This is a genomic window from Mesorhizobium sp. M1409 (assembly GCF_040317535.1).
GTDB lineage: Bacteria > Pseudomonadota > Alphaproteobacteria > Rhizobiales > Rhizobiaceae > Mesorhizobium.
On the sequence record NZ_JAMYKV010000003.1, the window covers coordinates 240,738 to 263,945 of the forward strand.

At 60.3% G+C, this 23,208-nt stretch carries 27 protein-coding genes; 17 read left to right on the top strand and 10 right to left on the bottom strand.

Annotated features, from left to right (window positions below):
- Positions 1-11 precede the first annotated feature (11 nt).
- Entirely contained in the window at positions 12-866 is an 855-nt protein-coding gene (locus tag NKG99_RS04445; RefSeq protein ID WP_352864582.1) for an alpha/beta fold hydrolase, read from the bottom strand.
- A gap of 434 nt (positions 867-1,300) precedes the next feature.
- On the opposite strand from NKG99_RS04445, the gene NKG99_RS04450 reads away from it, so the two are divergent.
- The 5 genes from NKG99_RS04450 to NKG99_RS04470 all read left to right on the top strand — a co-directional run bounded on the left by NKG99_RS04450 (position 1,301) and on the right by NKG99_RS04470 (position 4,845).
- On the top strand, positions 1,301-1,918 hold the full coding sequence (locus NKG99_RS04450) for a flavodoxin family protein (RefSeq protein ID WP_352864584.1): 618 nt from the start codon (positions 1,301-1,303) through the stop codon (positions 1,916-1,918).
- 154 nt (positions 1,919-2,072) lie between these two features.
- Positions 2,073-2,237: a DUF3309 family protein gene (locus NKG99_RS04455; RefSeq protein WP_352864586.1), complete on the top strand. Its 165-nt coding sequence runs from the start codon at positions 2,073-2,075 to the stop codon at positions 2,235-2,237.
- 160 nt (positions 2,238-2,397) lie between these two features.
- On the top strand, positions 2,398-3,612 hold the full coding sequence (locus tag NKG99_RS04460; protein ID WP_502910903.1) for an NRAMP family divalent metal transporter: 1,215 nt from the start codon (positions 2,398-2,400) through the stop codon (positions 3,610-3,612).
- Positions 3,613-3,804: 192 nt separating this feature from the next.
- Entirely contained in the window at positions 3,805-4,638 is an 834-nt protein-coding gene (ku, locus tag NKG99_RS04465; protein ID WP_352864588.1) for a non-homologous end joining protein Ku, read from the top strand.
- Positions 4,639-4,647: 9 nt separating this feature from the next.
- Positions 4,648-4,845, top strand: coding sequence for a hypothetical protein (locus tag NKG99_RS04470; protein ID WP_352864591.1), 198 nt, complete (start codon positions 4,648-4,650; stop codon positions 4,843-4,845).
- 168 nt (positions 4,846-5,013) lie between these two features.
- Here the strand turns inward: NKG99_RS04470 and NKG99_RS04475 are convergent, their stop codons facing one another.
- The 3 genes from NKG99_RS04475 to NKG99_RS04485 form a co-directional block, all read right to left on the bottom strand.
- The gene (locus tag NKG99_RS04475) at positions 5,014-5,643 is read right to left on the bottom strand and encodes a DUF1236 domain-containing protein (RefSeq protein WP_502913069.1); all 630 of its coding nucleotides are present in this window, start codon (positions 5,641-5,643) and stop codon (positions 5,014-5,016) included.
- 147 nt (positions 5,644-5,790) lie between these two features.
- A complete protein-coding gene (locus NKG99_RS04480; protein ID WP_352864594.1) occupies positions 5,791-6,492 on the bottom strand; it encodes an MgtC/SapB family protein in 702 nt (233 codons plus the stop codon).
- 144 nt (positions 6,493-6,636) lie between these two features.
- The gene (locus tag NKG99_RS04485) at positions 6,637-6,963 is read right to left on the bottom strand and encodes a hypothetical protein (RefSeq protein WP_352864596.1); all 327 of its coding nucleotides are present in this window, start codon (positions 6,961-6,963) and stop codon (positions 6,637-6,639) included.
- Between the two features lie 225 nt (positions 6,964-7,188).
- Between NKG99_RS04485 and NKG99_RS04490 the strand changes: the two genes are divergently transcribed.
- The 4 genes from NKG99_RS04490 to NKG99_RS04505 all read left to right on the top strand — a co-directional run bounded on the left by NKG99_RS04490 (position 7,189) and on the right by NKG99_RS04505 (position 9,076).
- Positions 7,189-7,383 carry a DUF2934 domain-containing protein gene (locus NKG99_RS04490; protein ID WP_352864599.1) on the top strand — a complete coding sequence of 65 codons (195 nt, stop codon included), beginning with the start codon at positions 7,189-7,191 and terminating at the stop codon, positions 7,381-7,383.
- A 77-nt stretch (positions 7,384-7,460) separates the two neighbouring features.
- Positions 7,461-7,646, top strand: a complete 186-nt coding sequence (locus NKG99_RS04495) for a hypothetical protein (RefSeq protein WP_352864601.1) — start codon at positions 7,461-7,463, stop codon at positions 7,644-7,646.
- Positions 7,643-8,539, top strand: a complete 897-nt coding sequence (locus tag NKG99_RS04500; protein WP_352864604.1) for an alpha/beta fold hydrolase — start codon at positions 7,643-7,645, stop codon at positions 8,537-8,539. The genes NKG99_RS04495 and NKG99_RS04500 overlap by 4 nt, the downstream gene beginning before the upstream one ends.
- 129 nt (positions 8,540-8,668) lie before the next feature.
- Positions 8,669-9,076, top strand: a complete 408-nt coding sequence (locus tag NKG99_RS04505) for a DUF427 domain-containing protein (RefSeq protein WP_352864606.1) — start codon at positions 8,669-8,671, stop codon at positions 9,074-9,076.
- Positions 9,077-9,103: 27 nt separating this feature from the next.
- On the opposite strand, the gene NKG99_RS04510 is transcribed toward NKG99_RS04505, so the two are convergent.
- Entirely contained in the window at positions 9,104-9,523 is a 420-nt protein-coding gene (locus NKG99_RS04510) for an HD domain-containing protein (protein ID WP_352864608.1), read from the bottom strand.
- 297 nt (positions 9,524-9,820) lie between these two features.
- Between NKG99_RS04510 and NKG99_RS04515 the strand changes: the two genes are divergently transcribed.
- Positions 9,821-10,429, top strand: a complete 609-nt coding sequence (locus NKG99_RS04515) for a cysteine hydrolase family protein (RefSeq protein WP_352864610.1) — start codon at positions 9,821-9,823, stop codon at positions 10,427-10,429.
- Positions 10,430-10,522: 93 nt separating this feature from the next.
- Positions 10,523-11,785, top strand: a complete 1,263-nt coding sequence (locus NKG99_RS04520; protein WP_352864612.1) for a DUF763 domain-containing protein — start codon at positions 10,523-10,525, stop codon at positions 11,783-11,785.
- A gap of 34 nt (positions 11,786-11,819) precedes the next feature.
- On the opposite strand, the gene NKG99_RS04525 is transcribed toward NKG99_RS04520, so the two are convergent.
- The 4 genes from NKG99_RS04525 to NKG99_RS04540 all read right to left on the bottom strand — a co-directional run bounded on the left by NKG99_RS04525 (position 11,820) and on the right by NKG99_RS04540 (position 15,558).
- Positions 11,820-12,263 (bottom strand): PPC domain-containing DNA-binding protein, encoded by a 444-nt coding sequence (locus NKG99_RS04525; RefSeq protein WP_352864614.1) that lies wholly within the window; start codon positions 12,261-12,263, stop codon positions 11,820-11,822.
- A gap of 52 nt (positions 12,264-12,315) precedes the next feature.
- Positions 12,316-12,633 (bottom strand): plasmid stabilization protein, encoded by a 318-nt coding sequence (locus NKG99_RS04530; RefSeq protein WP_352864616.1) that lies wholly within the window; start codon positions 12,631-12,633, stop codon positions 12,316-12,318.
- A gap of 334 nt (positions 12,634-12,967) precedes the next feature.
- Positions 12,968-14,554 (bottom strand): DHA2 family efflux MFS transporter permease subunit, encoded by a 1,587-nt coding sequence (locus NKG99_RS04535; RefSeq protein WP_352864618.1) that lies wholly within the window; start codon positions 14,552-14,554, stop codon positions 12,968-12,970.
- A gap of 8 nt (positions 14,555-14,562) precedes the next feature.
- The gene (locus tag NKG99_RS04540) at positions 14,563-15,558 is read right to left on the bottom strand and encodes an HlyD family secretion protein (RefSeq protein ID WP_352864621.1); all 996 of its coding nucleotides are present in this window, start codon (positions 15,556-15,558) and stop codon (positions 14,563-14,565) included.
- 103 nt (positions 15,559-15,661) lie between these two features.
- On the opposite strand from NKG99_RS04540, the gene NKG99_RS04545 reads away from it, so the two are divergent.
- The 5 genes from NKG99_RS04545 to NKG99_RS04565 are packed head-to-tail and all read left to right on the top strand — an operon-like array spanning position 15,662 to position 20,647.
- Positions 15,662-16,258, top strand: coding sequence for a hypothetical protein (locus NKG99_RS04545; protein ID WP_352864623.1), 597 nt, complete (start codon positions 15,662-15,664; stop codon positions 16,256-16,258).
- A 14-nt stretch (positions 16,259-16,272) separates the two neighbouring features.
- The gene (locus NKG99_RS04550; protein WP_352864626.1) at positions 16,273-16,845 is read left to right on the top strand and encodes a (2Fe-2S)-binding protein; all 573 of its coding nucleotides are present in this window, start codon (positions 16,273-16,275) and stop codon (positions 16,843-16,845) included.
- Position 16,846: 1 nt separating this feature from the next.
- Complete coding sequence (locus tag NKG99_RS04555; RefSeq protein WP_352864628.1) at positions 16,847-17,869, top strand: FAD binding domain-containing protein; 1,023 nt, start codon at positions 16,847-16,849, stop codon at positions 17,867-17,869.
- Between the two features lie 3 nt (positions 17,870-17,872).
- Positions 17,873-20,152 carry a xanthine dehydrogenase family protein molybdopterin-binding subunit gene (locus NKG99_RS04560; RefSeq protein ID WP_352864630.1) on the top strand — a complete coding sequence of 760 codons (2,280 nt, stop codon included), beginning with the start codon at positions 17,873-17,875 and terminating at the stop codon, positions 20,150-20,152.
- Between the two features lie 33 nt (positions 20,153-20,185).
- Positions 20,186-20,647 carry a RidA family protein gene (locus NKG99_RS04565; RefSeq protein ID WP_352864632.1) on the top strand — a complete coding sequence of 154 codons (462 nt, stop codon included), beginning with the start codon at positions 20,186-20,188 and terminating at the stop codon, positions 20,645-20,647.
- A 49-nt stretch (positions 20,648-20,696) separates the two neighbouring features.
- Here the strand turns inward: NKG99_RS04565 and NKG99_RS04570 are convergent, their stop codons facing one another.
- Positions 20,697-22,406, bottom strand: coding sequence for an HAD family hydrolase (locus NKG99_RS04570; RefSeq protein WP_352864635.1), 1,710 nt, complete (start codon positions 22,404-22,406; stop codon positions 20,697-20,699).
- Positions 22,407-22,643: 237 nt separating this feature from the next.
- Between NKG99_RS04570 and NKG99_RS04575 the strand changes: the two genes are divergently transcribed.
- On the top strand, positions 22,644-23,150 hold the full coding sequence (locus NKG99_RS04575) for a YciE/YciF ferroxidase family protein (protein ID WP_352864638.1): 507 nt from the start codon (positions 22,644-22,646) through the stop codon (positions 23,148-23,150).
- The last annotated feature ends 58 nt before the right edge of the window (positions 23,151-23,208 follow it).

Here is a 23,208-nt window from a genome sequence, read left to right on the forward strand (position 1 = left end):
ATTCGAATGTGCTATCTTGGTGCAAATTCCGCCAGCGCCCTGACGAATGCCTCCGGTGCCTCGATAGGCAGAAACTCGCCGCAATTGGCGATCACATGGCCTTGCAGGTTCTTCGCACCCGATAGCCTCAAACCTTCGAGATAGTCGTCGATCGATCCGAAGTCCGCGTCACCGCGGATGTAGAGAAGTGGAACCTCGATGCTTGCCGGAACGGCGTTGGCCTTGGCATCCGCTTCAAATGCGCGATACCAGTCGAAGCCGGCCTCGAGTGCCTCTGGCCTCGAATAGGCCGCGGTGAATATCTGCCGCATTTCATTCGTCACGGCGCCATGACGGCCAGCGAGCAGATCGAAGAAGAAGTCGAAATACGCACGCTGGTGGCCAGTCACCAATAATTCCGGCAGCTCCGGCACCGCATGGAACGCAAAATGCCAGATGGCCGGGTTTGCGATTACATCAGCCCATGGATGAAGGCCGGGGATGACCGTATTCATCGGCACCGCGCCAACGATGCGGTCGCCGTGGTAGCGCGCGGCGGCGAAAGCGATCATGCCGCCGACGTCAACGCCGGCAACCACCATGGACCTGGCGCCAATCGCCTCGGCGGCTGAAATCACGATATCTGCCAGGACTTTCTTCTCTGCCGATGGCGGGGCACCTCGCGATCCGCCAATCTCCGGAAGATCGAAAGCCAAAGTAAAATATCGCTTGCCGAGCTCATCGATCACTCCATCGTAGATTTCTCTGGAGTGGGGCCAGCCGTGGAGAAGGATCAGGGTTGGTCGATCCGGATCGCCGGCCACGGACACCGCCAACCGCAGGCCGCTTACTTCTGGGGTCTGGACGAGCACTGTATCCGTATCCATTCACAAGAACTCCGGGGAAACGACGGTCGGTCGAATAGATTGCCGACTGGGTCAGCCGGTGTTGCTCGACGTCGTCGCCCGTTCCCATCATGCGTCGGGCTCAAAATCCCGCCGGCTCCGAGCCGGCGGGACCGTGACGAAGTGGGAGGGGAGCCACTTCTCGCCGCCCAGTGCGAAGCGGCTGCTCAAGAACCGATATGGTTGCTTTCTGGTTCCGCAATGGATGGCAAAAAGCCTAGAATTCTTGTGCCAGGTCGACGGGAAAGACGTGGCTGTGCTGCCGGCTAACGGTCTGCCTGCCGTGTCCGTCCTCGGAACTAGGCTTTACCCTCGGCGTTAAATGCCGAGCAATCCCGCAACAAGTTGCATAAACGCTCCGCCGCATGGCAGTCGCGGCGATTGCGGTTGGCTGGGGATAACGCAGGAGATTTCACATGCCACTTACAGCTTTCGCCCTCAATTGCTCGCTCAAGGCTTCGAACGACAGGGAAAGATCCTCCACGGACCGGTTGCTTGCCGATGTTCTGGCGGCGCTGGTGCCATACGGTGTCAAAGGCGAGATCGTGCGTTCGGTCGATCACGATATCAAGCCAGGTGTGCTTTCCGATATGGGCAAGGGCGACGATTGGCCGAAACTCAGGAAGAAAATACTGGTGGCCGACATCTTCGTGCTCGGACTGCCAATCTGGCTTGGCCAGCCCTCGAGCCTGGCCAAGCGCGTTCTGGAGCGAATGGATGCGTTTCTAGAGGAGACCGACGACAAAGGGCGCATGCCGGCGGCAGGAAAGGTGGCTTTGGTGGCCATCGTCGGCAACGAGGATGGGGCGCATCACTGCCACGCCGAATGTTTTCAAGCCCTGAACGATGTTGGCTTCACCATTCCCGCCAATAGCGGAATCTATTGGGTTGGCGAAGCCATGGGGGATGTCAATTATGTCGACTTGCCGGGAACACCGGAAAAGGTCTCTGGCACGATCGAAATGGCTGCTTCCAACGCCGCTCATCTCGCTGGATTGTTGAAAAGCCAAGGCTATCCAGGTGTCACGGAGTGACCTTGTTCAAGACATGTTGAAACTGCCAAGAACCAACATGTCAGAACCAGTGGAACTCGCCCGGGAACAGGAAGGCTTGTGGCGAGTTCATAGTCTCAGCAGGCGGGCGCCGCTGCGTTTCGCAACGGAGGGAAGCCGCGGACAGGAGAACGTCATGAGTCTCGGGACCATTCTCATCATCATTCTGATTATTGCATTGCTTGGTGGCCTTAGTGGACTTGGCGGCGGGCCATTCTACGGCACCGGCTATTATGGTGGCGGCGGTCTTGGTCTGGTGCTGCTTATTGTCATCATCCTGGTCGTTCTCGGGCGCATCTAGCGTCGCCTGACGCGAATGTTCGGCTCGTCGCTTCCGAGCGAGCGGCGGGCTTTGTAATGCCTGACATAAAACAACAGCGAAGGAGAGAGCGCTGAACGCCAATGCTTCCGGTGGGGTGAGGGCGCCAAAATCGCGTCTTCTCACCGTCCTCGGGCCGGGCTTGATAACCGGAGCCTCCGACGATGATCCGAGCGGCATTGCCACCTATTCGCAGGCCGGCGCGCAACTTGGCTACGGACTAGCGTGGACGATGCTGTTCAGTTACCCACTGATGTCGGTCGTTCAGGAAATCAGCGCGCGCATTGGCCGGACCACCGGCCGGGGCATCGCCGGCAACATGCGGGTCCATTATCCAAACTGGCTGCTGCAGGCGATTGTTTTTCTCCTTCTCATCGCCAACACCATCAACATCGGCGCCGACCTTGGTGCCATGGCCGATGCGTTGCGGCTTATCGTTGGCGGCCCGCAACTGCTTTACGTCGCGCTTTTTGCGAGCATATCGGTGGTTCTTCAGATATTCTTGAAATACAGCCGCTACGTCTCGATCCTGAAATGGCTGACCGTTTCGCTGTTTGCCTATTTCGGTACGATCCTGTTCGTGCACGTGCAATGGGCGGAAGTCGCGCGCGGACTGTTCATCCCGACATTGTCGCCAGACCCGCAATTCTGGACCACGGTCGTGGCCATTTTCGGCACGACCATCAGCCCTTATCTGTTTTTCTGGCAAGCTTCGCAGGAGGTTGAAGAAGAAAAAGCCGGTCGACGCAAGCCTCTGAAAAAGGCACCGCGGCGGTCAACCCACGCCATCAAGCGCATCCGGCTGGACACTTATGTTGGAATGGCATTCTCGAATCTGGTGGCGCTTGCCATCATGATAACCGCGGGCGCCACACTGCATGCCGGGGGCGTCACCGACATAACGTCCTCGAGCCAGGCCGCGGAAGCGCTGAAACCCGTCGCCGGCCAGTTCGCCTTCACAATCTTTGCCCTCGGCATCATCGGTACCGGGCTCCTGGCAATTCCGGTCCTTGCCGGGTCGGCCGGCTATGCGCTCGGCGAGGCGCGCAAATGGCCGATCGGGCTGGAGCGCGAACCGCTGAAGGCGAAAGCGTTCTACGCAACGATCGCGCTGGCGACGTTCCTTGGTGCGTGTCTCGATTTTACGCCTGTCAATCCGATCAAAGCCCTCTACTGGAGCGCGGTGGTCAACGGCGTGGTCGCGGTCCCGGTAATGATGGTGATGATGCTGATGACAGCGCGACGCGACGTGATGGGAAATGCCGTTGTACCGATGGCTGTGCGCCTGGTGGGCTGGGCAGCGACAGGCATCATGACGCTGGCGGCGGCGGTCATGATTTTCCGATTGTTCTATTAACAGGCGTTCATGTGCTGCAGGGCAACCGCGATGTGGCGGTCGTCGATGCTCGAGGTGCCGAGCCTCCGGTCGCTGTCGAAGTAAGGACGGGGTTCCGAAACGTCTCGGGTCGCCAAGCTTGCCCGCGATCAAACCAGGAACCATTCGCGGCACCACTCGTTCAGAATCCATTGGCGAGTCGTGAGGATTGCAATGGTTGTGCCGCGTGCTGCCTGGAAAGGCTTCCTGAAGGTCGGATCGGTGTCATGCGGGGTCAAGATCATCGGTGCCGTCACCGAGGCCGAAAGAATTCACTTCAAGATCCTGAACCGCAAGGACGGATTGCCGGTCAGGAGCGCTTATGTCGACGAAGGAACCGGCGAAACGGTCGAAGCCGAAGACCAGCTGAAAGGCTATGAGACCGGAAAAGGCGACTTCGTTCGGATCGAGCCGGCTGAAATCAAGAAGCTCAAGCTGGTGTCGCAGCACACGCTCGAGGTTGGCGGCTTCGTACCGATTGATGACATCGATGCCCGGTATCTCGAAAAACCCTACTACCTTGTTCCTGCCGATGCCGCGTCCGCGGAAGCATATGCTGTGATCCGCGATGCAATGGCACACAAGAAGGTGGCCGCCCGCTCCTGCGTGGTGCTGTACCAGCGCGGCAGGGAAGTGCTGATCCAGGCAGAAGGCAAAGGCATGCTTCTGACCGAGCTGCGCAATCACAACGAGATGATCTCGGCTCGGTCGGTATTCAAAGGCCTGAAGGACCGTAAAGTCGATCCGGAGATGCTGGAGATCGCCCAGCTACTGATCGACAAGAAACCCGCCAAATTCGACCCGTCGAAATTCGAAGACACCTATGAAAACGCGCTCATCGCGATGATCGAGGCAAAGCGCAAGGGCAAGAAGCCGCCGAAGCCGGCGCCAGAACCCAAGACCAACGTCGTCAATCTTGCCGACATTTTGCGCAAGAGCCTGGCGCAGGAGGGTGGCAAGCCCACCACCAAGGCGAAGTCGACCGCGGCGAAGCGCAAGAGCGCATAGGACTGCGGTATGGCAAAGGACCTCTCCGCCATTCGCAAGGCGCTGAAGGGCAACGTCGATGCCGACCCTTCAGGCAAGGAAACTGGCGAAGGAGGCGAAAATCTCCCTCAATCGAAAACCCGCGCCTCGGTGAGAACGCCGGGCCGACCTTGCCGATCCGCCGTGGCCATCAAGCGATATACGCTGTTAAGAGCGGCTATGGCTTAGCTTCTGAACCTGCCGGGCCGACTGCTTTCACCCATCACGCTGCTGAGTCATTCATGGTGAGGGCGTCTTTGGTGCCCGGAGGCGATAGAAGATTCTCGCCACTGCGTACTCATTGCAGTGGGCGGTCCACCCCGACATGGGCGGGGCGGATCGCGGTGGCCGGAACTGTTAGGTCAGAATCAGCACGATCTTGAACGTATCCGGATCGACGATGACGATCCGACCGTCGGCAAGCAGGAAATATTCATAAGTTTCGTAAGCCGGGACAATCTTGACGATGCGCGCCGGCAAACGATGCAGCCTGATTTTGTGCCGCGGAACTTCCACGCCTATGGAGATGTCGAAATCGACACTGGCTACCGGCTCGACCTTTGTCTCCCTGATCACTTGGGTGATCTGGGTTTTCTGTTCAACCGTGACATTGTTGATCGAGCCGGTCGAAGTCGTATCCTGTGCAGGAGTTTTGCCCTGGGCCTGCTCGTCGGTCTGGACCTTGGCTTTGCCCTGCGCCTGCTGATCCGTGGTGGCGCCAGCCTTGCCCTGGGCCTGCTCGTCGGTCTGGATCTTGGCTTTGCCCTGCGCCTGCTGGTCCGTGGTGGCGCCAGCCTTGCCCTGGGCCTGCTCGTCAGTCTGGACCTTGGTCTTCCCCTGCGCCTGCTCGCCCATCTTCGAGCCGGGCTGGCAGTTAGCCTTCGCGGATGTACAGTTGGTATCCGCTCCTGATGGGCTTTCGGCTGGCTGTTGTGTCTGAGCCATCGCCATCCCGCAGCCGAGACCGATCGCCAGCATGCTGGTCATGAGAACATGTTTCATAGGAAATCTCCTGGGAAAAGTTCGTCCCTTCGTTCGGTAAACTTGAACCAAAAAGCTTTGTTCCGAGATGGCGATGCGTGACTGCCAAGACCACAAAAGCCGAGCGCTCTTCGAACCAACAAGGAATTCCATTCAGTGCGCCGGTTCGCTGACCAGGCTGAATTTTTTGACTTCGCAGTGCTGGTCCAAGAGAGAAAGCAAATCTGTCGGCGGGCCGCTACGGTCCGGTCGCGTCCAGCCAATTTCAAATGAGAATACAGGGTCGTGGTGATCCGGGCGTCGCTCCATTCCGACCAACCGTGCCCGGTAACCGAGCGGCCTGACGATTTCGCCGAGATCGCCGGTCTTTCCCGCCTTCCAGGCGATATCCAGTTCGGCGTGATGGTCGCGGGGAATGCGCACGTCGACCCATTTCAGCACGAGAAGTGTCAACAAGGTAAGCGCCGTCCCAGCCACCCCCAAACCATACTGACCACCGCCGAACGCCAGCCCGATCGCGGTCATCACCCATAATGTGGCAGCCGTTGTGACTCCGCTGACAAGGTTGCCGCGGCGAAGAATGGCGCCGCCGCCGATAAAGCCGACGCCGGTCAGCACGCCAAGCGGAAAGCGCAACACGTCCATGGAGGCAAAGGAATCGGGATTTTTGCCGCCGACTCCCAGCAGCAGATTTGCCTGTGCCATTGTGAGAGCGGCGGCCAGTCCGACCAGAATGGTTGTCCTCAGCCCTGCCGAGTGGCCGCGCGCTTCACGATCCAATCCTATCAGCGCACCGGCAAGCAAAGTCAAAACCAACCGTGCCGCGATATCTTGCCAATCCGGATTAAGGGGCATCGCAATGACCTGGACTCGAACTCCCGTGCGCACTCAATCCGTAGTCGCACGTTAGGTTCCCGACGACGCCATCTTGGCTGTAAGCCGCGCGATCGATTGGCAGACGAGATAACGACGTCGTAGCGTCAGGCTGGGGGACCGGATTTAGCGGCGCGGATGGCGAATCGGAATCTGCACCACATTCTCCGATCCAGGGAGATCGAACGCCATGGCCAACCGGCGAACAGAGGCCATTTCCACGATCAGTTCTTCGATCGAAAGGTCCGGCAGACCTGTCTTCACCTTCTGCCTCACCCTGGCTGCAAGCTCATGAACCCGGACGGGGACGAAAAGCGGACTGTCGTCCAGCAGTTTGCTGATTTCGATCACCACATCGGCGTCGATGTCTTTCGGCAATTCCCGCATGGGCGTCACCTTGGTCTCGAAATGCCCGTCAGGTCTTTCGATCCGGGCGATCAGGGCACTGCCCACCAGGCGATGGTGGAGCCTAGGCGTGCAGAGCGCGGATCAACAGTCGGATACATTGATCCGCCAGCGCTGGCATGTCACGAAAAAACGTCGGTACGGCAATAACCAAGCGGTTGGGCACGCAATCCATATGCGGCTTGTTTGAATCCGCGGCGCCCGCAGTGGCTCTCTCCGAGGAACAAAAAATATCGTCCGGAATTGAGACTGATGGATCGGAGGATCGGTGTCATGGACAGCAGGGAAGAGCGCATCAAACGGCGTGCCTATGAAATCTGGGAACGGGAGGGCCGTCCGACTGGACGCGAGCAGGAGCACTGGGATCAAGCCGTGCAGGAGATCGAGGGAGAAGGTCCCGAGACCGAACGCGGCCCTGTCGTGCCCGACCCGACAGTCAGCGCCGGCTCAAAAAGCTCGAAGGATTGAAGGCTGGCCCGAGCATCCAGCAAGGCAACCAAATTCGCGGAGCCTCGTTTGTCGAATATCAGTCAGAGGAGGTTTCGATGAAGAAATCCTTGTCGCTTCTGGTGTTGGCTGCTGCTCTTGCGCTCGGCGCCTGTGATAACAGCGTCGAACCGACGAAAGCCAACACCGACACCATCAACAAGAACCCGCAGGTTGACCAGGATGCCAGACCCAAGTCGACGACTGGCGGCGACCAGCCGGTTACAGCGCCGGAGAGCAAATGAACCCTATTTCATCTTGCGATACGCCACTGCTGCGCATCGCCTATCTCGGTGGCGGGCCAGAAAACGGTGCGCCCGTTGTCCTGCTGCACGGGTGGCCGGACGACGCGACCACTTACGCGCGCATTTCGCCGGTCCTTCATGAGGCCGGCTTTCGGACGTTTTCGCCGTGGCTGCGAGGTTTTGGACGGACATCGTTCCTGTCGAAGGAAACCATGCGATCCGGCGAAATTGCTGCAATGGCGCGCGATGTGCTCGACTTTGCCGACGCGCTTGGCCTCAGCCGCTTTGCGGTCGTCGGGCACGACTGGGGAGCTCGGATCTCCTACCTCCTGGCCTCGATTTTTCCCGATCGCATCAGGTGCTGTGCCGCGCTGTCGCTTGGCTGGCAACCCGGCAAGCCGGCAACGCCAGCGCCCGAACAGGCGAAAGCATTTTGGTATCAATGGTTCATGGCAACAGCGCGGGGCGCCGAGTTCGTGCGAAAGAATCGCAAGGAATTCGCCAGATTCCAATGGGACAGCTGGAGCCCGTTGGGCTGGTTCGACGATGCCATTTTCGATGAAGTGGCTGCATCCTTCGAAAATCCGGATTGGCCTGACGTGACATTGCATTCCTATCGGGTTCGCTGGGGTGAGGCGGAGCCCGATCCCCGCTACGCGGATCTGGCCGGCCGGCAAACATCGGTCAAGATCATCACGGTGCCGACCTTGACGCTTCATGGTGGCGACGACCGTGTTGTGCTGACCGCATCGTCGGAAGGGCTGGAGGAGCATTTCACCGCGCCCTACAAACGAGTGGTCCTGGATGCGGTTGGGCACTTCCCAACACGTGAGGCCCCACAAGAGGTTTCGCGACTGTTGGCGAGCTTTCTCGACAGTTACGGCAGGCGATAAAGCGCTTGGCTCGGCAGTCAGTCGGCTTCATCGGACAAGCTGGAACCTGATGCATCGCCGCGCATTTCGTCTCCATGGATGGCGAACCGGAACGCCGTCGCGATCAATCGGTAGCCACGGAGAATTCGGATGCAAACTTCAGTCGCAACTTCAGAACACCACCGCCCACTAACCATAGAACCGTTTGCCGGCACGGTAACGGTGCGATTCTCCGACGCCATAGTCGCGGCCACGGAGCGCGCGAAGGTACTCAGGGAAGAGGGACATGAGCCGGTGTTCTATATTCCGTTCGAGGACATCTATTTCGAGCTTTTCGAAAAGACAAACACGACAAGCAGTTCACCGCTGAAGGGAACCGCTAGCTATTGGCGTGTCCATGCAGTTGGTGGCGCGGCCGATGACTTCATGTGGGCATACGAGACGCCGGATACGGCAGCGCGGGCCATTGCACGTCATGGTGCTTTCGATCCAGAAAAGGCGCGCATCGATATCGACCCGGTGGAGGACAAACGGCACACGCCACATGTCAGGGAATAGTATCGTTGGACCTCTGGCAGGCATTTGCTAGCGCCCGGAGAATTCCTCATCGAGAATGCGCAAGGCTTCTTCGTATTTGGCTGTCGAGGCTCCAATTTGCCGTGACTGCCAGATGTTGTCTTCGAGGTCAGCGCGTTTTACCGGCAGCGCCAGCGGATTCGATGCGGCCCGCCGCACGAACGTGAAATAGTCCTCGCCGTCTCTGCGCGACATGGCATCGACCGCGGAAGCAATCGACGGTCCAAACCCGGTCGCTTCAAGCTTGGCTCGTGACCAGCCTTCGCCTTTTTCCAGGACATCATGCAGATAGGCGACGACCTTCTGATCCATCGTCTCGACAGCGTCGACGACACGACGGCAATGCTCGATATAGGGCCGCCCGGTCTTGTCGCGCTGCGCTGCGTGAACCTCTTCCGCAATCTTGGCCGCTCGATAGAAAATGCTCATCGTCGCTGTCCCGGCCGCTTGTCGAATGCCCAGGCGCGGCCATCGGAATCTCCTGTGATTTCATCTCCAAGTCGCCGAGGCTATTGTTCCTTGCCGCAAGGATTTCGTTGAAGCGCCGTCCGCCTCACCAGTGGGCTCTTCCAGCGGATGGCATCGGATCCATGAGGCGGAAACGTCGATGGCTGATGTCGGTTCCTGAAGCGACAAGGAACGAGTGCCGGCACGGGACGTTCTGATCGATGCCTTCGATGGCAAGGAAAAGCTCGTGAAAAAATCCGACCGCGTACGGACTTCCTGATGTCGATGCCGGGTTTGGCATACGGGCCTCTGGGCGACCGCTGCATGCATGTCTGTGTTGACATGCAGCGGCTGTTTGCCGAGCCGTCACAGTGGGCCACTCCATGGATCACTCGCGTGCTCCCTCGCATCGAGAGCCTGGTCGAAAGGAAGGCGCAACAGACAGTCTTCACGCGCTTCCTGCCTGCCCAGAAGCCGGGGCAGGGTGTAGGCACATGGAAGCGCTACTATGAGCACTGGACCACGATGACTATCGAAAGTATCGGCGACGAAATGGTCGACCTGTTGCCGGCATTGGCCGCTTACTGCCCGCCGGCGGCAGTCATCGACAAACACATCTACTCGCCCTGGTTTGAGGGCCGGCTCAGGGCTTTTCTGGCAGAGCGCGATATCGATACGCTGGTCATCACTGGCGGCGAAACCGATGTATGCGTTCTGGCCACGGTGCTCGGAGCAATCGATTTCGGTTATCGCGTGGTTCTCGTCACGGACGCGCTGTGCAGTTCTTCCGACGCGACGCATGATGCGCTGCTGACCGTTTATCACCAGCGATTTGCCCAGCAGGTCGAGACCGTCGAGATGGAGGTGGTACTGTCGCACTGGATTTGATGTCGCCGGGCTTCAGCCAGGCAGAAGCATCGAGTGCTTCTGCCTGCGGTCTGGGATACCTATTTCGAGGGAACAGCAGGCATAGGAACAGACGTGGCGCAACGATCGGGCAGTGCTGATCTTCCACTTCACGGCGGACGCGTGCCGAAATGGCTTGGCGACCGCATGACGCGCCTTGGCGCCGTGATGTGCGAGGCAATCATTCATCACTACGGTCGCAACGAGTTGCTGCGCCGGTTGGCGCATCCGTTCTGGTTCCAATCCTTCGGCGCCGTCATGGGCATGGACTGGCACTCGTCCGGTATCACGACCAGCGTCGTCGGCGCCTTGAAACGCGGTCTGACGCCGCTCTCCGGCGAACTGGGCATTCATGTCTGCGGCGGCCGCGGCACGCATTCGCGCAAAATCCCGCATGAACTTGCAATCATCGGCGAACGCGTTGGCTTTGACGGAGCGAGCCTGGCAACCGTCAGCCGGCTTGTCGCCAAGGTGGACAGCGCCGCCGTCCAGGATGGTTTCGACCTCTATCTGCACGGGTTCATCGTCACCGATGACGGCGACTGGGTCGTGGTCCAGCAAGGCATGAACGGCGACAGCAAGGTGGCGCGCCGCTATCATTGGCTGTCCGAAGGTTTGAAGAGTTTCGTCGACCAGCCGCACACCGCCATCGAAGGCGCCAACCAGGGCGAGATCGTTAATCTGACCGACCGGCGCGCCGAAGCTTCGCGCCAGGGACAGTTGGATCTGTTGCAGGACCTTGGGCCGGATCGCATCCTCAAGGAGTTCGCCGCATTGGAGCGCGGCGCGGCACCGGCACCGCAACAGCTGTTGCTGCCGCATCTGATCATGCCAGCTCACCACGATGTGCGCGAAAGCGATGTCATCATGCGTCGGCTGCATGGAAACATGGCGGCCGCTGCCGAACGCGGCCCCGAGGACTTTTCCGAGCTCCTTCTGGTACCAGGTGTCGGTGCGCGCACGGTGCGCGCGCTGGCCCTTGTCGCCGAAGTGGTGCATGGCGCGCCGTGCCGTTTTTCCGATCCCGGCCGGTTCTCGCTGGCACATGGCGGTAAGGACAGGCACCCATTCCCTGTGCCTCTAAAAGTCTATGACGAGACCATCGGGGTGCTGAAGTCCGCCGTGCAGAAGGCGAAACTTGGTCACGAAGAAGAAATCGGCGCCTTGAAGCGGTTGGACGACCAGTCGCGGCAGGTCGAACGATACGTCACCGGCCCCAGCCTGAAGGAAATTGTCGCCGGAGAATTCGACCAGTCGCATCTGCTTGGCGGTCGCAGTGTCTTTGGCTGGGAAGCCGCGCCGGACGAGGTGCCCGCGGAGAAGAGCAGGAAGGCGTGACAAGATCGCGCCTGAGTGAGGCCGGTTTTGCGCTTCACGCGTCCAGATCGATCAAAGCGACGCCGAGCTCGGGACGCTTGCGGCGGCGCAGGTGACCGGGCGCTTCCACCAGGGTGATTTCGAGCGTTGGCCGAACGATGCCGTCAAGCAGATGCCCACCCCGAGTGGTGCCGTCGCTCAATCCGAGCACCACGTGGACGTGCAGGCTGGGCTTGCCATCGTCGCCCAGCGCAACGTCGCCGATCGCGCTCAGGACCTCGCATTGTTCGTCGATCGGGATTTTGCGATAGGTCTTCGCATTCGGATCAAACCAGCCCACGGTCGCTCTTTCGAAAGCCCCGATGGCGGTCAAGGATGCATTGCCGACTTTCTGGTTGACTGCGAAGGCGGTCACCGCGGCGAACGCTTCTTCGCCGGGGTCGAGCACCACGACGAATGTCCTTTGCCCGCTGATCTCGTTGACGAGCTGCGATTTCATGCCGGCACTCCCATCGCGTTGAGCCTTGTCAGTCTGAGTGGCTTCGTCCAGGTCAATGAACTCGATGTTCGGCGTTCCGCTTACGTGTTGCCGCGGCTTTCTTTGCCGAATCCGATCGGCTCGCGGCTGACCGTGACGCGGATGCCCTGCCGCCGCTTTTGCCGCCCTTGTGCGCCGCGGGATGGCCGGTATGTTTGCCGCGCCCGGAGCCGCCTTCTGTCTTACCGCCGCCATCGTCCTTGTTGACGGTCGCCCATGCCCGCCTTTCAGCTTCCTGGTCGGAGACCCCGCGCTTCTCATAGCCTTCCGCAATATGATCGGCTTTGCGTTCCTGCTTGTCGGTGTATTTCGATTTGTCGCCTCGTGGCATGACAGTTCTCCTGTTCTGTAGAGCCTGAACGGAAACCCAGCGAGGGAGTTCCAATCGGAAATTTGAAAAACAACCCGATCCCACGAAACTGCCTCGTCATGGCATGCGGAGATCAAACCCTATCGTTTCGCATAACTGCGGACCGGGCGGGACAGATGCTTTTTGCCATTCCTTGGCCAGAATATGAAACCGGGAAAAACTATCCTGTTCACCATACGGCCGTGTCCGGTTGACGCGGTCCACAGCACTGAGACAATGCGGCTCCAGACGACCGTTCCGGCGAGCTCCAATGAGGAGTTTCAATTGGAACGCAGCATGCACGCAAGGCGTGGAACTATCGCCCATCGGGCTTGGGTTTTGGAGAACGCAGCAGCAAAGCGAGGGGAACAAACAGGGCGGTCGCGATTGCGCAGTACCGAAAGACGTCGATATAGGCGAGCAATGAGGCCTGGCGCGCGATCAACTGCCCGAGCCAGCCGATCGCCTGCTGCTTCGCTTCGACCATCGGTGAGCCCTGAGCGACGAAATGCTCGGTTACCTGACGCAGCACCTGCTGGTAGCTTGGTGAGGATTGCGCGGTGTGGCCGACAAGATTTGCCTGATGCAGTTGCGCGCTTTGAGCGATCACCGTGTTGGACAGTGACACGCCGATGCTGCCGCCAATGTTGCGGGCAACGTTGATCAGCGCCGAGGCCTGGTTGGTCTGCTGCGGAGCGAGACCGACGTAAGCCGCCGTCGAAATGGGGATGAACAGGAACGGCAGGCCGATCATCAGGAAGATGCGTGCAAAGGCAAAGAAACGGAAGCTGGCGTCCGGGGTGAGCGACGTCATGTGCCACAAGGCGACCACCACAACCGACATGCCCATCATGATCAAATATTTGGGCTGAACGATGCCGGCGGCAAATCCGGAAATCGGCATCAGCATCAGCATGGCGATGCCGCCCGGCATCATCGAGAGGCCCGACAGGGTCGCCGTGTAGTCGAAAGCGGTCTGTTGCAGCTGCGGCATCAACTGCGTGGTGCTGAACAGCACGGCGCCGACCGCCATCATCACCAGGAACGACGTGCCGAACTGACGGCTGAACAGCAGCCGGATGTCGACGATCGGATCGCGGTGGCTGAACTCCCACGGGATAAGCAGCAGGAACGAGATCGCCGAAATCACCGCGAAAGTCGTGATGAAACCCGATGCGAACCAGTCGTTGCGCTGACCTCGGTCAAGGAAGATTTCCAGGCAGCCAAGCGCGGTCGCCACCAGAATAAACCCGACCCAGTCGATCCTGAGGCCGCCTCGCAACCGCTCCTGGCGTTCGCGTTCAAGCACGTCCGGTTCGACGACCAGCCACTGCACCAAAGCGAGCGACATGATACCGAACGGCACGTTGATGAAGAAAATCCAGTGCCAGGAGAAATGGTCCGTCAGCCAGCCGCCGATGGTCGGCCCGACCGTCGGTGCGACGATGACGGCTATGCCATAGAGGGCAAACGCCTGGGAGCGTTTTTCGGGTGGAAAAGTGTCGGCGAGGATGGATTGTTCGCTTGGCGCCATACCGCCGCCGCCGAGACCTTGCAGGATCCTGAAAAGGATGAGCAATTCCAGATTTGGCGCCAGTCCGCACAGCAGCGAAGCGATGGTGAAGGTCGCCACGCACAGCATGTAGTAGCGCTTACGGCCGATCACGCTGGCCAGCCAGCCGCTGACCGGGATGATCACGGAATTTGCAACCAGATAGGTGGTGATCACCCAGGTGCTTTCGTCCATCCCGGCCGCCAGGCTGCCGGCGATGTTGCGTAGCGCTACGTTGGCGATCGAGGTGTCCAGAACCAGCATGAAGGTCGCGATGGAGACGACGATGGCGATCAGCCAGGGATTGCGCCCACCGGCGGCGGACCGGCTTTCGCTTTGGTCTTTGGCCATCTCGCCACTCATCGTACCTTGACTGTCGGCACCACCGACAGGCCAGGGCCTAGCAGCACGCCGGGCGGTCTGTCGAAGACGATCTTCACCGGCACACGCTGCACCACCTTGACGAAGTTGCCGGTGGCATTCTCGGCCGGCAGCAGGCTGAAGGCGGTGCCACTGCCCGCCTGGATGCTGTCGACGCGGCCATGGAAGGATCTTTCCGGATAGGCGTCGATGTCGATATCGACCGGCTGTCCCGGCCGCATCAGATCGAGCTGTGTTTCCTTGAAGTTGGCCTTCACCCAGACCTCGTCGGGAACAAACATCATCAGCACCTGGCCGGGTTGGGCATAGGAACCGTTGGCAACCGAGATGCTCGTTGCTCGTCCGGAAACCGGTGCGGTGATGGTGGTGCGCGACAGCGTGGTGCGCGCCTGGTCCTGGCTCGCCTTGGCCTGATCGAGTTTGGCTTCGGCGCTCTTGATCTGTGCCTGCAAGACAACGACCTGGCTCTTGGCGGCAGTCACGTTGGCCTCAGCGCTATCGAGAGCAGCCTGATCCTGACGCAGCGTCGACGCTGCCTGCTGAGCCTGCTGTTGGGTGGCCGTGCCCTTGGCCAGAAGTTCACGGTTGCGTTTGTCCTCGGCCTTGGCGAAATCGAGTGCCGCCTGGGCTTGCGCCATCTGCTTCCGGGCTGCATCGATCTTTGCGTTTTGGGCTTCAATCCGAGCCCCGATCTCGACAATGTCGGCTTGCGCCGAGATCACGCCGGCATCGGCCTGTTTGAGGCTGGCCTGATAGTCGCTGTCATCGATGCGCAACAGGACGTCGCCCGCCTTGACGAGTTGGTTGTCGGTCACCGCGAGGTCGGTGATACGTCCCGATATTTCGGCGCCGATGGTTATGGTGCGGGCGTCGATGAAGGCATCGTCGGTCGATTCATATTGGCGGGCATTCAGCCACCACATGATCAGTTCCACGGCGGCCAGCGACACCACGATCAGGATTGCAATGGACATGTAAGGGTGTCGCCGGGGGAAGCTCAGGAGGCTGGGCTTTTGATCATCCGCTTCCTTGTCCCGCGCTTCGCGCTCCGGGGTGTCGGGCTGCGCCGCATCGCCCTTGCGTTTTGCCGACGCTTCCGATCTGGCCTTGCTCGAAGCGCCGCGCGGATCTCTGGTTTTGTCTGGTTCTTTGGTTTCGGTTTTCGCGTCCACGGGAGAACTCTCAAGCAAAGGCGCCGACGGCTTTTTTCGGGTCAACGGCAGCTGTTCACAAAAGTTCCTGACGAACAGGTTAGCGAGACAGTTCGCATTTTTCGGGGATTGCAGCCGAAGCCATTCAGCCGACAGCGAATCTGACCACCGCAATGAGGATCACAATACCGACGAGGCCTGCGACGAAGATGATACGGCGTGTGCGGGTTCGCAGGATGATCTCGCCTTGCCGCGCCTGCTCAGCCGAAAAGACAGGGCCTTCATCACCATTTCGATCGCTGCGTCGATCGCCCCGATCACTGCTCATGATCGTCTCCTTCCTTGGAGCCTGTCGAGGACAACCACCGCCCTGCGGCTGAAGTTCCGCATGACCGCGCTGCAAAAGAAGCGATCACAGCGATGTGAGGAGGGAACTTTGTTTCCCGCGAACAGTTTGGTCCGCTTGAGACCCCAGCCAGCCGGAAGCCAGCCATGTCTAATTCCACAAGTCCCAGCGGCCTGAGCAGACGCTCGTTCATGACGGGCTCTGTTTCGGCGGCAGCGGCAATGCCGCTCGTAGCCACGTCCACAAAAGCGGCCGAGCCGCCGACCGCCAAAGCGGCCGGGCCGCGCGATCTGTCGACGATCTCGATGCGGATCAACAAGCAGGCCTACACTCTCGCGCTCGACAATCGCACGAGCCTGCTCGACGCACTGCGTGATCATGTTGGCCTGACCGGCACCAAGAAAGGTTGCGACCACGGTCAGTGCGGTGCCTGCACCGTTCTTGTCGATGGGAAGCGGGTGCTCTCCTGCCTGAGCTTCGCCGTCATGAACCAAGGCCGCGAGGTCACGACCGTGGAAGGCCTGGCTTCAGCTGAAGGAGAGCTGCATCCGGTGCAGCAGGCCTTTGTCGACCATGATGCCTTTCAATGCGGCTACTGCACGCCGGGCCAGATCATGTCCGCCATCGGCTGCATCGACGAAGGCCATGCCGGGTCGGACAATGACATCCGCGAGCACATGAGCGGCAATCTGTGCCGGTGTGCTGCCTACCCCAACATCGTCGCGGCGATCATCCAGGCACGCGACGAGATCAGGAGGGCCTAGGATGCGTCCTTTCGTCTATGAAAGACCAACGAGCGTTTCGGTGGCGATCGCCATGGCGTCCCACCTCGACGCCAGGCATGTTGCGCCAACACAGGCCAACACCCAGTTCATCGCCGGCGGCACCAATCTGGCCGACTACATGAAGCTTGGCGTCGCGCAGCCTGAACGATTGCTCGATCTCAACAATCTTGCCGAGCCTGCCCTGCGGCGGATCAGGGTAAGCGATGACACCATCCGGTTCGGGGCGCTGGTCCGGATGGGCGAAGCAGCTGACAACAATGACGTCAGGCGCCGCTGCCCGCTCCTTGCCGATAGCCTGAAATTCGCCGCCAGCGGTCAGCTTCGCAACATGGCGAGCCTTGCCGGCAACGTGCTGCAGCGAACGCGATGCGAGTATTTTCGCGAAACCTCCTGGCCGTGCAACAAGCGTGAGCCCGGTTCCGGCTGTGCGGCGATGGAAGGGTTCAACCGCCAGCATGCCGTGCTCGGCACCAGCGATGCCTGCATCGCTACCTATCACGGCGATTTCGCGCAGGCCCTGATTGCGCTGGATGCGGTCGTCGAGGTGGAGGGACGCCATGGTCCGCGCAAGATCCCGTTCGCCAGACTGCATCGGCTTCCCGGCGAGACGCCCGACATCGAGACGGATCTGGCCGCCGATGAAGTCATCGTCGCCATCGATGTTCCGCTCGGCGCATGGAGCCGTCGTTCGCACTACCTGAAGATACGCGATCGCGAATCCTATGCGTTCGCGTTGGCCTCGGCGGCGGTCGCGCTGGACATGGATGGAGACACTGTCAGGCAAGCGCGCATAGCGCTGGGCGGGGTCGCAACCGTACCATGGCGTGCGAGGGCGGCGGAGGATGCGCTTCAAGGCAAGGTGCTGGAAGAGGATGTGGCCGAAGAGGCTGCCGACGCTGCTTTTGCCGATGCCAAACCGCGCGAACACAACGCGTTCAAGGTCCCGCTCGGAAAGCGCACGCTGGTGCGAGCGCTGCTCGAAACACGCGACATGAAGGTCTGAGCCATGAATCAAGCCGCGCCAGTTCCAAAAGAAAACCAAGGCGAACCGGTTGTCCGCATCGACGGCAGATTGAAAGTTACCGGGCAGGCCAGCTATCCGGCCGACATCGCCACAGCCAACGTCGCTTATGGTGCTCTTGCCACCAGCAGCATCGCTCGGGGCAAGGTTTCCAGACTCCATACCGATGAAGCCAGGGCCGTGCCCGGAGTGCTGGACATCATGACCTACGGCGACATGGATAAGACCGACACGCCGAAATTTGGCAACACTGGCGCGAGCTCCATCGCACCCCTGCACGACAAGACAATTTTCCACGACGGCCAGATCATCGCGATGGTTGTCGCCGAGACATTCGAGGCGGCGGAGGAGGCGGCGATGTTGATCCGCGCCGATTACGAAGACGAACCGCCCAGCGCCAGCTTCGATTCCAAAGGCGCGATGGTGGAACCGGCGGCCGGTAAGAGCCCGATGTTGAAGGAGGATGTCAAAGCCGGCGACTTCGACACTGCCTATGCATCCGCCGCCGTCAAGATCGACCAGAAATACTCGACGCCGACCCAACATCACAATCCGATCGAACTGTTTTCGACCACGGCGATGTGGCAAGGCGATCAACTCACCATCCATGAACCAAGCCAGAATGTCACCGGCTGGAAAATCGAACTCGCCCGGCAGTTGAAGATCGATCCTGCCAATGTGCGGATTGTCAGCCCTTATGTCGGTGGCGCCTTCGGCTCCAAGGGGCCGATGACGACTCGCACGGCAATTGTCGCGGTTGCGGCGCAGCGTGTTGGACGGCCGGTACGCTGCGTCGTCAGCCGCATGCAGGCCTTCAACACCCAGACCTATCGCGCCGAGACTCGGCATCGAATCCGCATAGGCGCCGGCAAGGACGGCCGCATCACGGCGTTCGGACATGAGGGCTGGGAGGTGACATCACGCCCTGACTCTTATGTCGTCGGCGGCACGTCGGCCACCGGCCGCATGTACAACTATGGTTCGGTGCTCACTCATGTTTCGCTCGTCCATGCCGATCGCAACACACCGGGCTACATGCGCTCGCCGCCCGAGACGCCCTATGTCTACGCGCTCGAGAACGCCATGGACGAAATGGCCGTGGCGCTCGGGATGGATCCTGTCGAGTTTCGGCGTATCAACGAGCCTGAAAAGGAGCCGATCGGCGGCAAGCCATTCTCCAGCCGGTCGCTGGTCAAATGCTACGACCAGGCTGCGCAAGCCTTCGGCTGGTCGAAGCGCGATGCCACGGTTGGGTCGATGCGTGATGGCGACTGGCTGGTCGGCATGGGTTGCGCGACCGCCATCTATCCAACGGCCAGCGCGCCATGCGCGGCCCGTGTTCGCCTGACCGCCGATGGCCAGGTTCGCGTTCAGTGCGGCTCGCATGAGATTGGCACCGGTGTGCGCACCGTGGCAGGCCAGATGGCGGCCGAGCGTCTAGGGATAGGGATTGACAAGGTCAGCGTCGAGATGGGCGACAGTGCACTGCCGCCGGCGCCGGTCTCGGGCGGCTCGATTTCGACTGCGAGCGTCTGCTCCGCGGTTCTGAAGGCCTGTGACGCGGTGCGCGGAAAACTTTTCGCGGCTGCCGTTGCTGGAGACGGGCCATTGGCTGGTTCCGGCAATGCCAGACTGGAAATGGAACAAGAGAAGATCGTGGCTAGCGGCGGCAAATCCGCCAAGCTGTCGGATGTCTTCAAGGCGATGCAGGTCGGTGCGATAGAGGAATACGCCGAGTTTGCGCCAAAGGGTTCGACGCCGGAAGCGCTGAAGAAACTCTATGCCGGGCAGGCGGAATTCCACGGCGGCGATCAGGACGAGGATTCGGTGAAATATGCCTTTGGCGCCGAATTCGTCGAAGTCCGCATCAACAGTTACACACGCGAAATCCGGGTGCCGCGCATCGTCGGCGCCTTTGCCGCCGGGCGGATCATGAACACCCGCACCGCGCGCAGCCAACTGATGGGCGGCATGATCTGGGGTATTGGCCAGGCCCTTCACGAGGCGACGGAAATCGACCGGCGCAACGCCCGCTATGTCAATCGTGACCTGCAGGATTATCTGGTGCCGGTCAACGCGGACATCAAACAGGTCGACGTCATCCTCGTCCCGGAGGTCGATCCGGACGTCAACCCGGCCGGCGTCAAAGGATTGGGGGAACTTGGCAATGTCGGGACGGCGGCCGCTGTCGCGAGCGCCGTGTATCATGCCACTGGCAAGCGCATTCGAGATCTGCCGATCAGAATAGACGATTTGATCGTCTGACGATCAGGGGGCGCGACGGCGCCGAACGGGAACATGGAACTCGTAACCCATAAGAAGTTCAAAAACGGCCGGTTGATGCCGTGGGGAAAAGGCACGGTCGTTACCGGAGCAAGGGGATTTGTCTACCTCTGCGGAAACACGGCAACTGCCGACGATTACGACCCAGCCGGCAAAAGGGGAGGTGGCTTCGCTGGCGATGCGGCGGCACAGTGGCGCGCAATTCTGACGAACATCAAATCAGATCTGGAGGAACTTGGTAGCGCGCTCGACTATCTTATCCGGCTGACCTTCTTCATCAAGGGGCCATTTCCCGATGGCGGCGTTCTGAGCTCTCCCAATTTTCGCCTCGACGTGCTGGACCAGTTCTTTGCCGAGCATTGCCCGAAGCACTGTAGCTACAACAACCCGCCGCCCTCGGAGGTGATCGGGGTTGCGGCGCTTGCGCAAGCCGACATCGTTGTTGAAATTGTCGCGGTCGCCGCGCTGCCTGACTGAGTAGGGTTTCCGCGTGGAGAAGCAATGGCGCCGGCCTGGTCGTTCCGCCTCATTCCGGCGCCGTGGCGGGTGCCGTATATCGCCGCCGAACCGCGTCGAGCACTCGCTTGCGGCTTTCCTCGGCTGAAAGCGTTTCGTCCTTTTCCGCCTCGGCCGTTTCGCGTGCCAGGTCCTTGTCCCTGATCTGATGGCGGAACCAATCGGAATAGTCGCCGGCGCGCAGGTGAAACTCCCAGGTCTTGTCGTCTATGCCTTCAGCCATCTGGGCGAAGATCATCAGATTGTGGGCCCTGAGATTCATCGCATCGTCGGGACCGTGGAAATAGAAGCTGCCCGCCTCATCGAGTTGCCCCTCGGCATATTTGCGGCTGTGCCGCTTCAGCGACTGGCGTGGCTCGATCACCTTGACCATGGCGAGTTTCTTGCGTTTCTGCGGCCGCCAGAACAACACGCGCTCGCCCTTGGGCGAGGAGATCTCCTTAGGCGGCGCGATGCCGGTCTCTTTGCAGAAGACCTTCACGACGTCCTTCGCCTTGGGGCCAAGCGCAATGATGGCCGTCACCAGGCGCAAGGCGTCGGTCGAGATCGCTTCCGGGTGAACGGTGATCAAGATCGTGCCCGGCAATTCCAATGACAGGATCGCCCGCGTATCGTCGCGCCGCTTGGGCAGGAGATGGTGTGCTTCGTCGATGACGAGCCAATGCGGTCTCGCGGTGCGACGGCGGAAACTGCCGAGGCCAGGCAGCAGGTCGGCAAAGAAATCCGGCCGCTCATTGACGCGCAGGGCCAGCCCATTGACGACGATATTGCTGTCGGCCTTGGCGATCAGATCCAGCACTTGAGCCTTTGTCGGCGCGCTGGAGCCGTCCCCCAGCCGAACCGCGCCTTCGAGACCGTCATAGTCGCCCTCGGGATCGAAGACGCAGAATTGAAACCCACTCTCGACGAAGCGTTCCGTCAGCGCGGTGGCCAAGGTGGATTTGCCGATGCCCGAACTGCCGGCGATGAGGACAGTATCGGTCGGCGACAAATAAATCTCGTCGCCGCCGGCGGATCCGAGAACGATGCCGTCATGGCGCCTCGGCACGATCTCATGATCGCGCTTGATCAGTCTGTCGACCAGTTCCTCCACGCCTTTCCCACGGGCGCCACGCATGACCAGATCGGCTGTGGTCTTGACCGCGGGAATTGCATTGTCGACGGCGACGCTGCAGCCACATGCCTGTAGGAAGGCATGGTCGTTCTCGGCGTCGCCGACACCCACCACATTGTGCGTCGAAAGCCGAAGATCCTGAAGTGCCGCGGTCAGTCCGGTGGCTTTGTTGATGCCGCTCGGCAGGATCATCACCGCGCCCTTGTTGAAGATGATTTCCAGTTCCAGTCCCAGTTTCTTGATGACCTCGAGCACGGTGGCCTGGTGGGGCTCCCAGGTCGCGACGATCGATCGCCCGACCGAAAGCGGCTTGACGCCGCACCTCTTCAGCCTGGCGACGAATTTGGGTTCCGGCGATGGCGAAATCACCCGTTCTTCCTCGCTGGCCGGGGTGTAGATCAGCGCTCCATTCTCGGCGACGACCTTGTCGAACAGGCCGATTTCGGGAAAGACGCGCTTCAAATCGGGCAGTTCGCGCCCGGTGACGAGAACCAGCTTGCGGCCGCTCTTCTTGAACCGCTCAAGGGCAGCCAGCGTTTTCGTAGCGACGATCCCGTCATGAGCCAGCGTGCCGTCATAGTCCGTCGCCAACGCAATGAAATACATTCTCGACCTTTCACGGTTCCGGTTTGCATTCCGGTTAGAACGTGTGATCGAGACAAAGGCTCCCATCGGAATTGAATCGCGGCGTTTCGAAAAAGGAGCAACGGTTTCGCCCCGGAGACCAGGAACTCCTCCGGTACCGGCACGTTGACCAGCAAGCCGGGACCAGTTTCCGGCGTTCGCGGGCGGCGGGCAAAGCCGCCGCCGAAATCAACCTTGAGAACAATGAAAGGTAAGGCCATGGGCTTCTTTTCGAAGGACATCAAGACACTCGACGATCTCTTCGTGCACACGCTGCGCGACATCTACTACGCAGAAAGGCAGATCGAGAAAGCGCTGCCGAAGATGATCGACAAGGCAACCGACCCGCAATTGAAAGCCGGATTCGAAAAACATCTCGACCAGACCAGGGGCCATATCGAGCGCGTAGAGCAGGTGTTCGAGTTGCATGGCGTCAAGGCCAAGGAGGTCAACTGCCCGGCGATCGACGGCATTCTCGAGGAAGCCGACGACGTAAGCGGCGACGTCGACGACAAGGAGGTTCTCGACGCGGCGCTAATAGCCTCGGCGCAGGCAGTCGAGCACTACGAGATGACACGCTATGGCACGCTCATCGCCTGGGCCAAGCAGCTTGGCCGCGGCGACTGCGCCAACGTCCTGGCCAAGAACCTGAAGGAAGAACAGGCGACCGATCGCAAGCTCACCGAAATGGCGGAAAGCAAGATCAACCTGCAGGCAGCCGAATGAGCTTACTCAGGTCGACCGGCCAGGGCACGTGGCCGGTCGACCGACGCAGGTAGCTGCG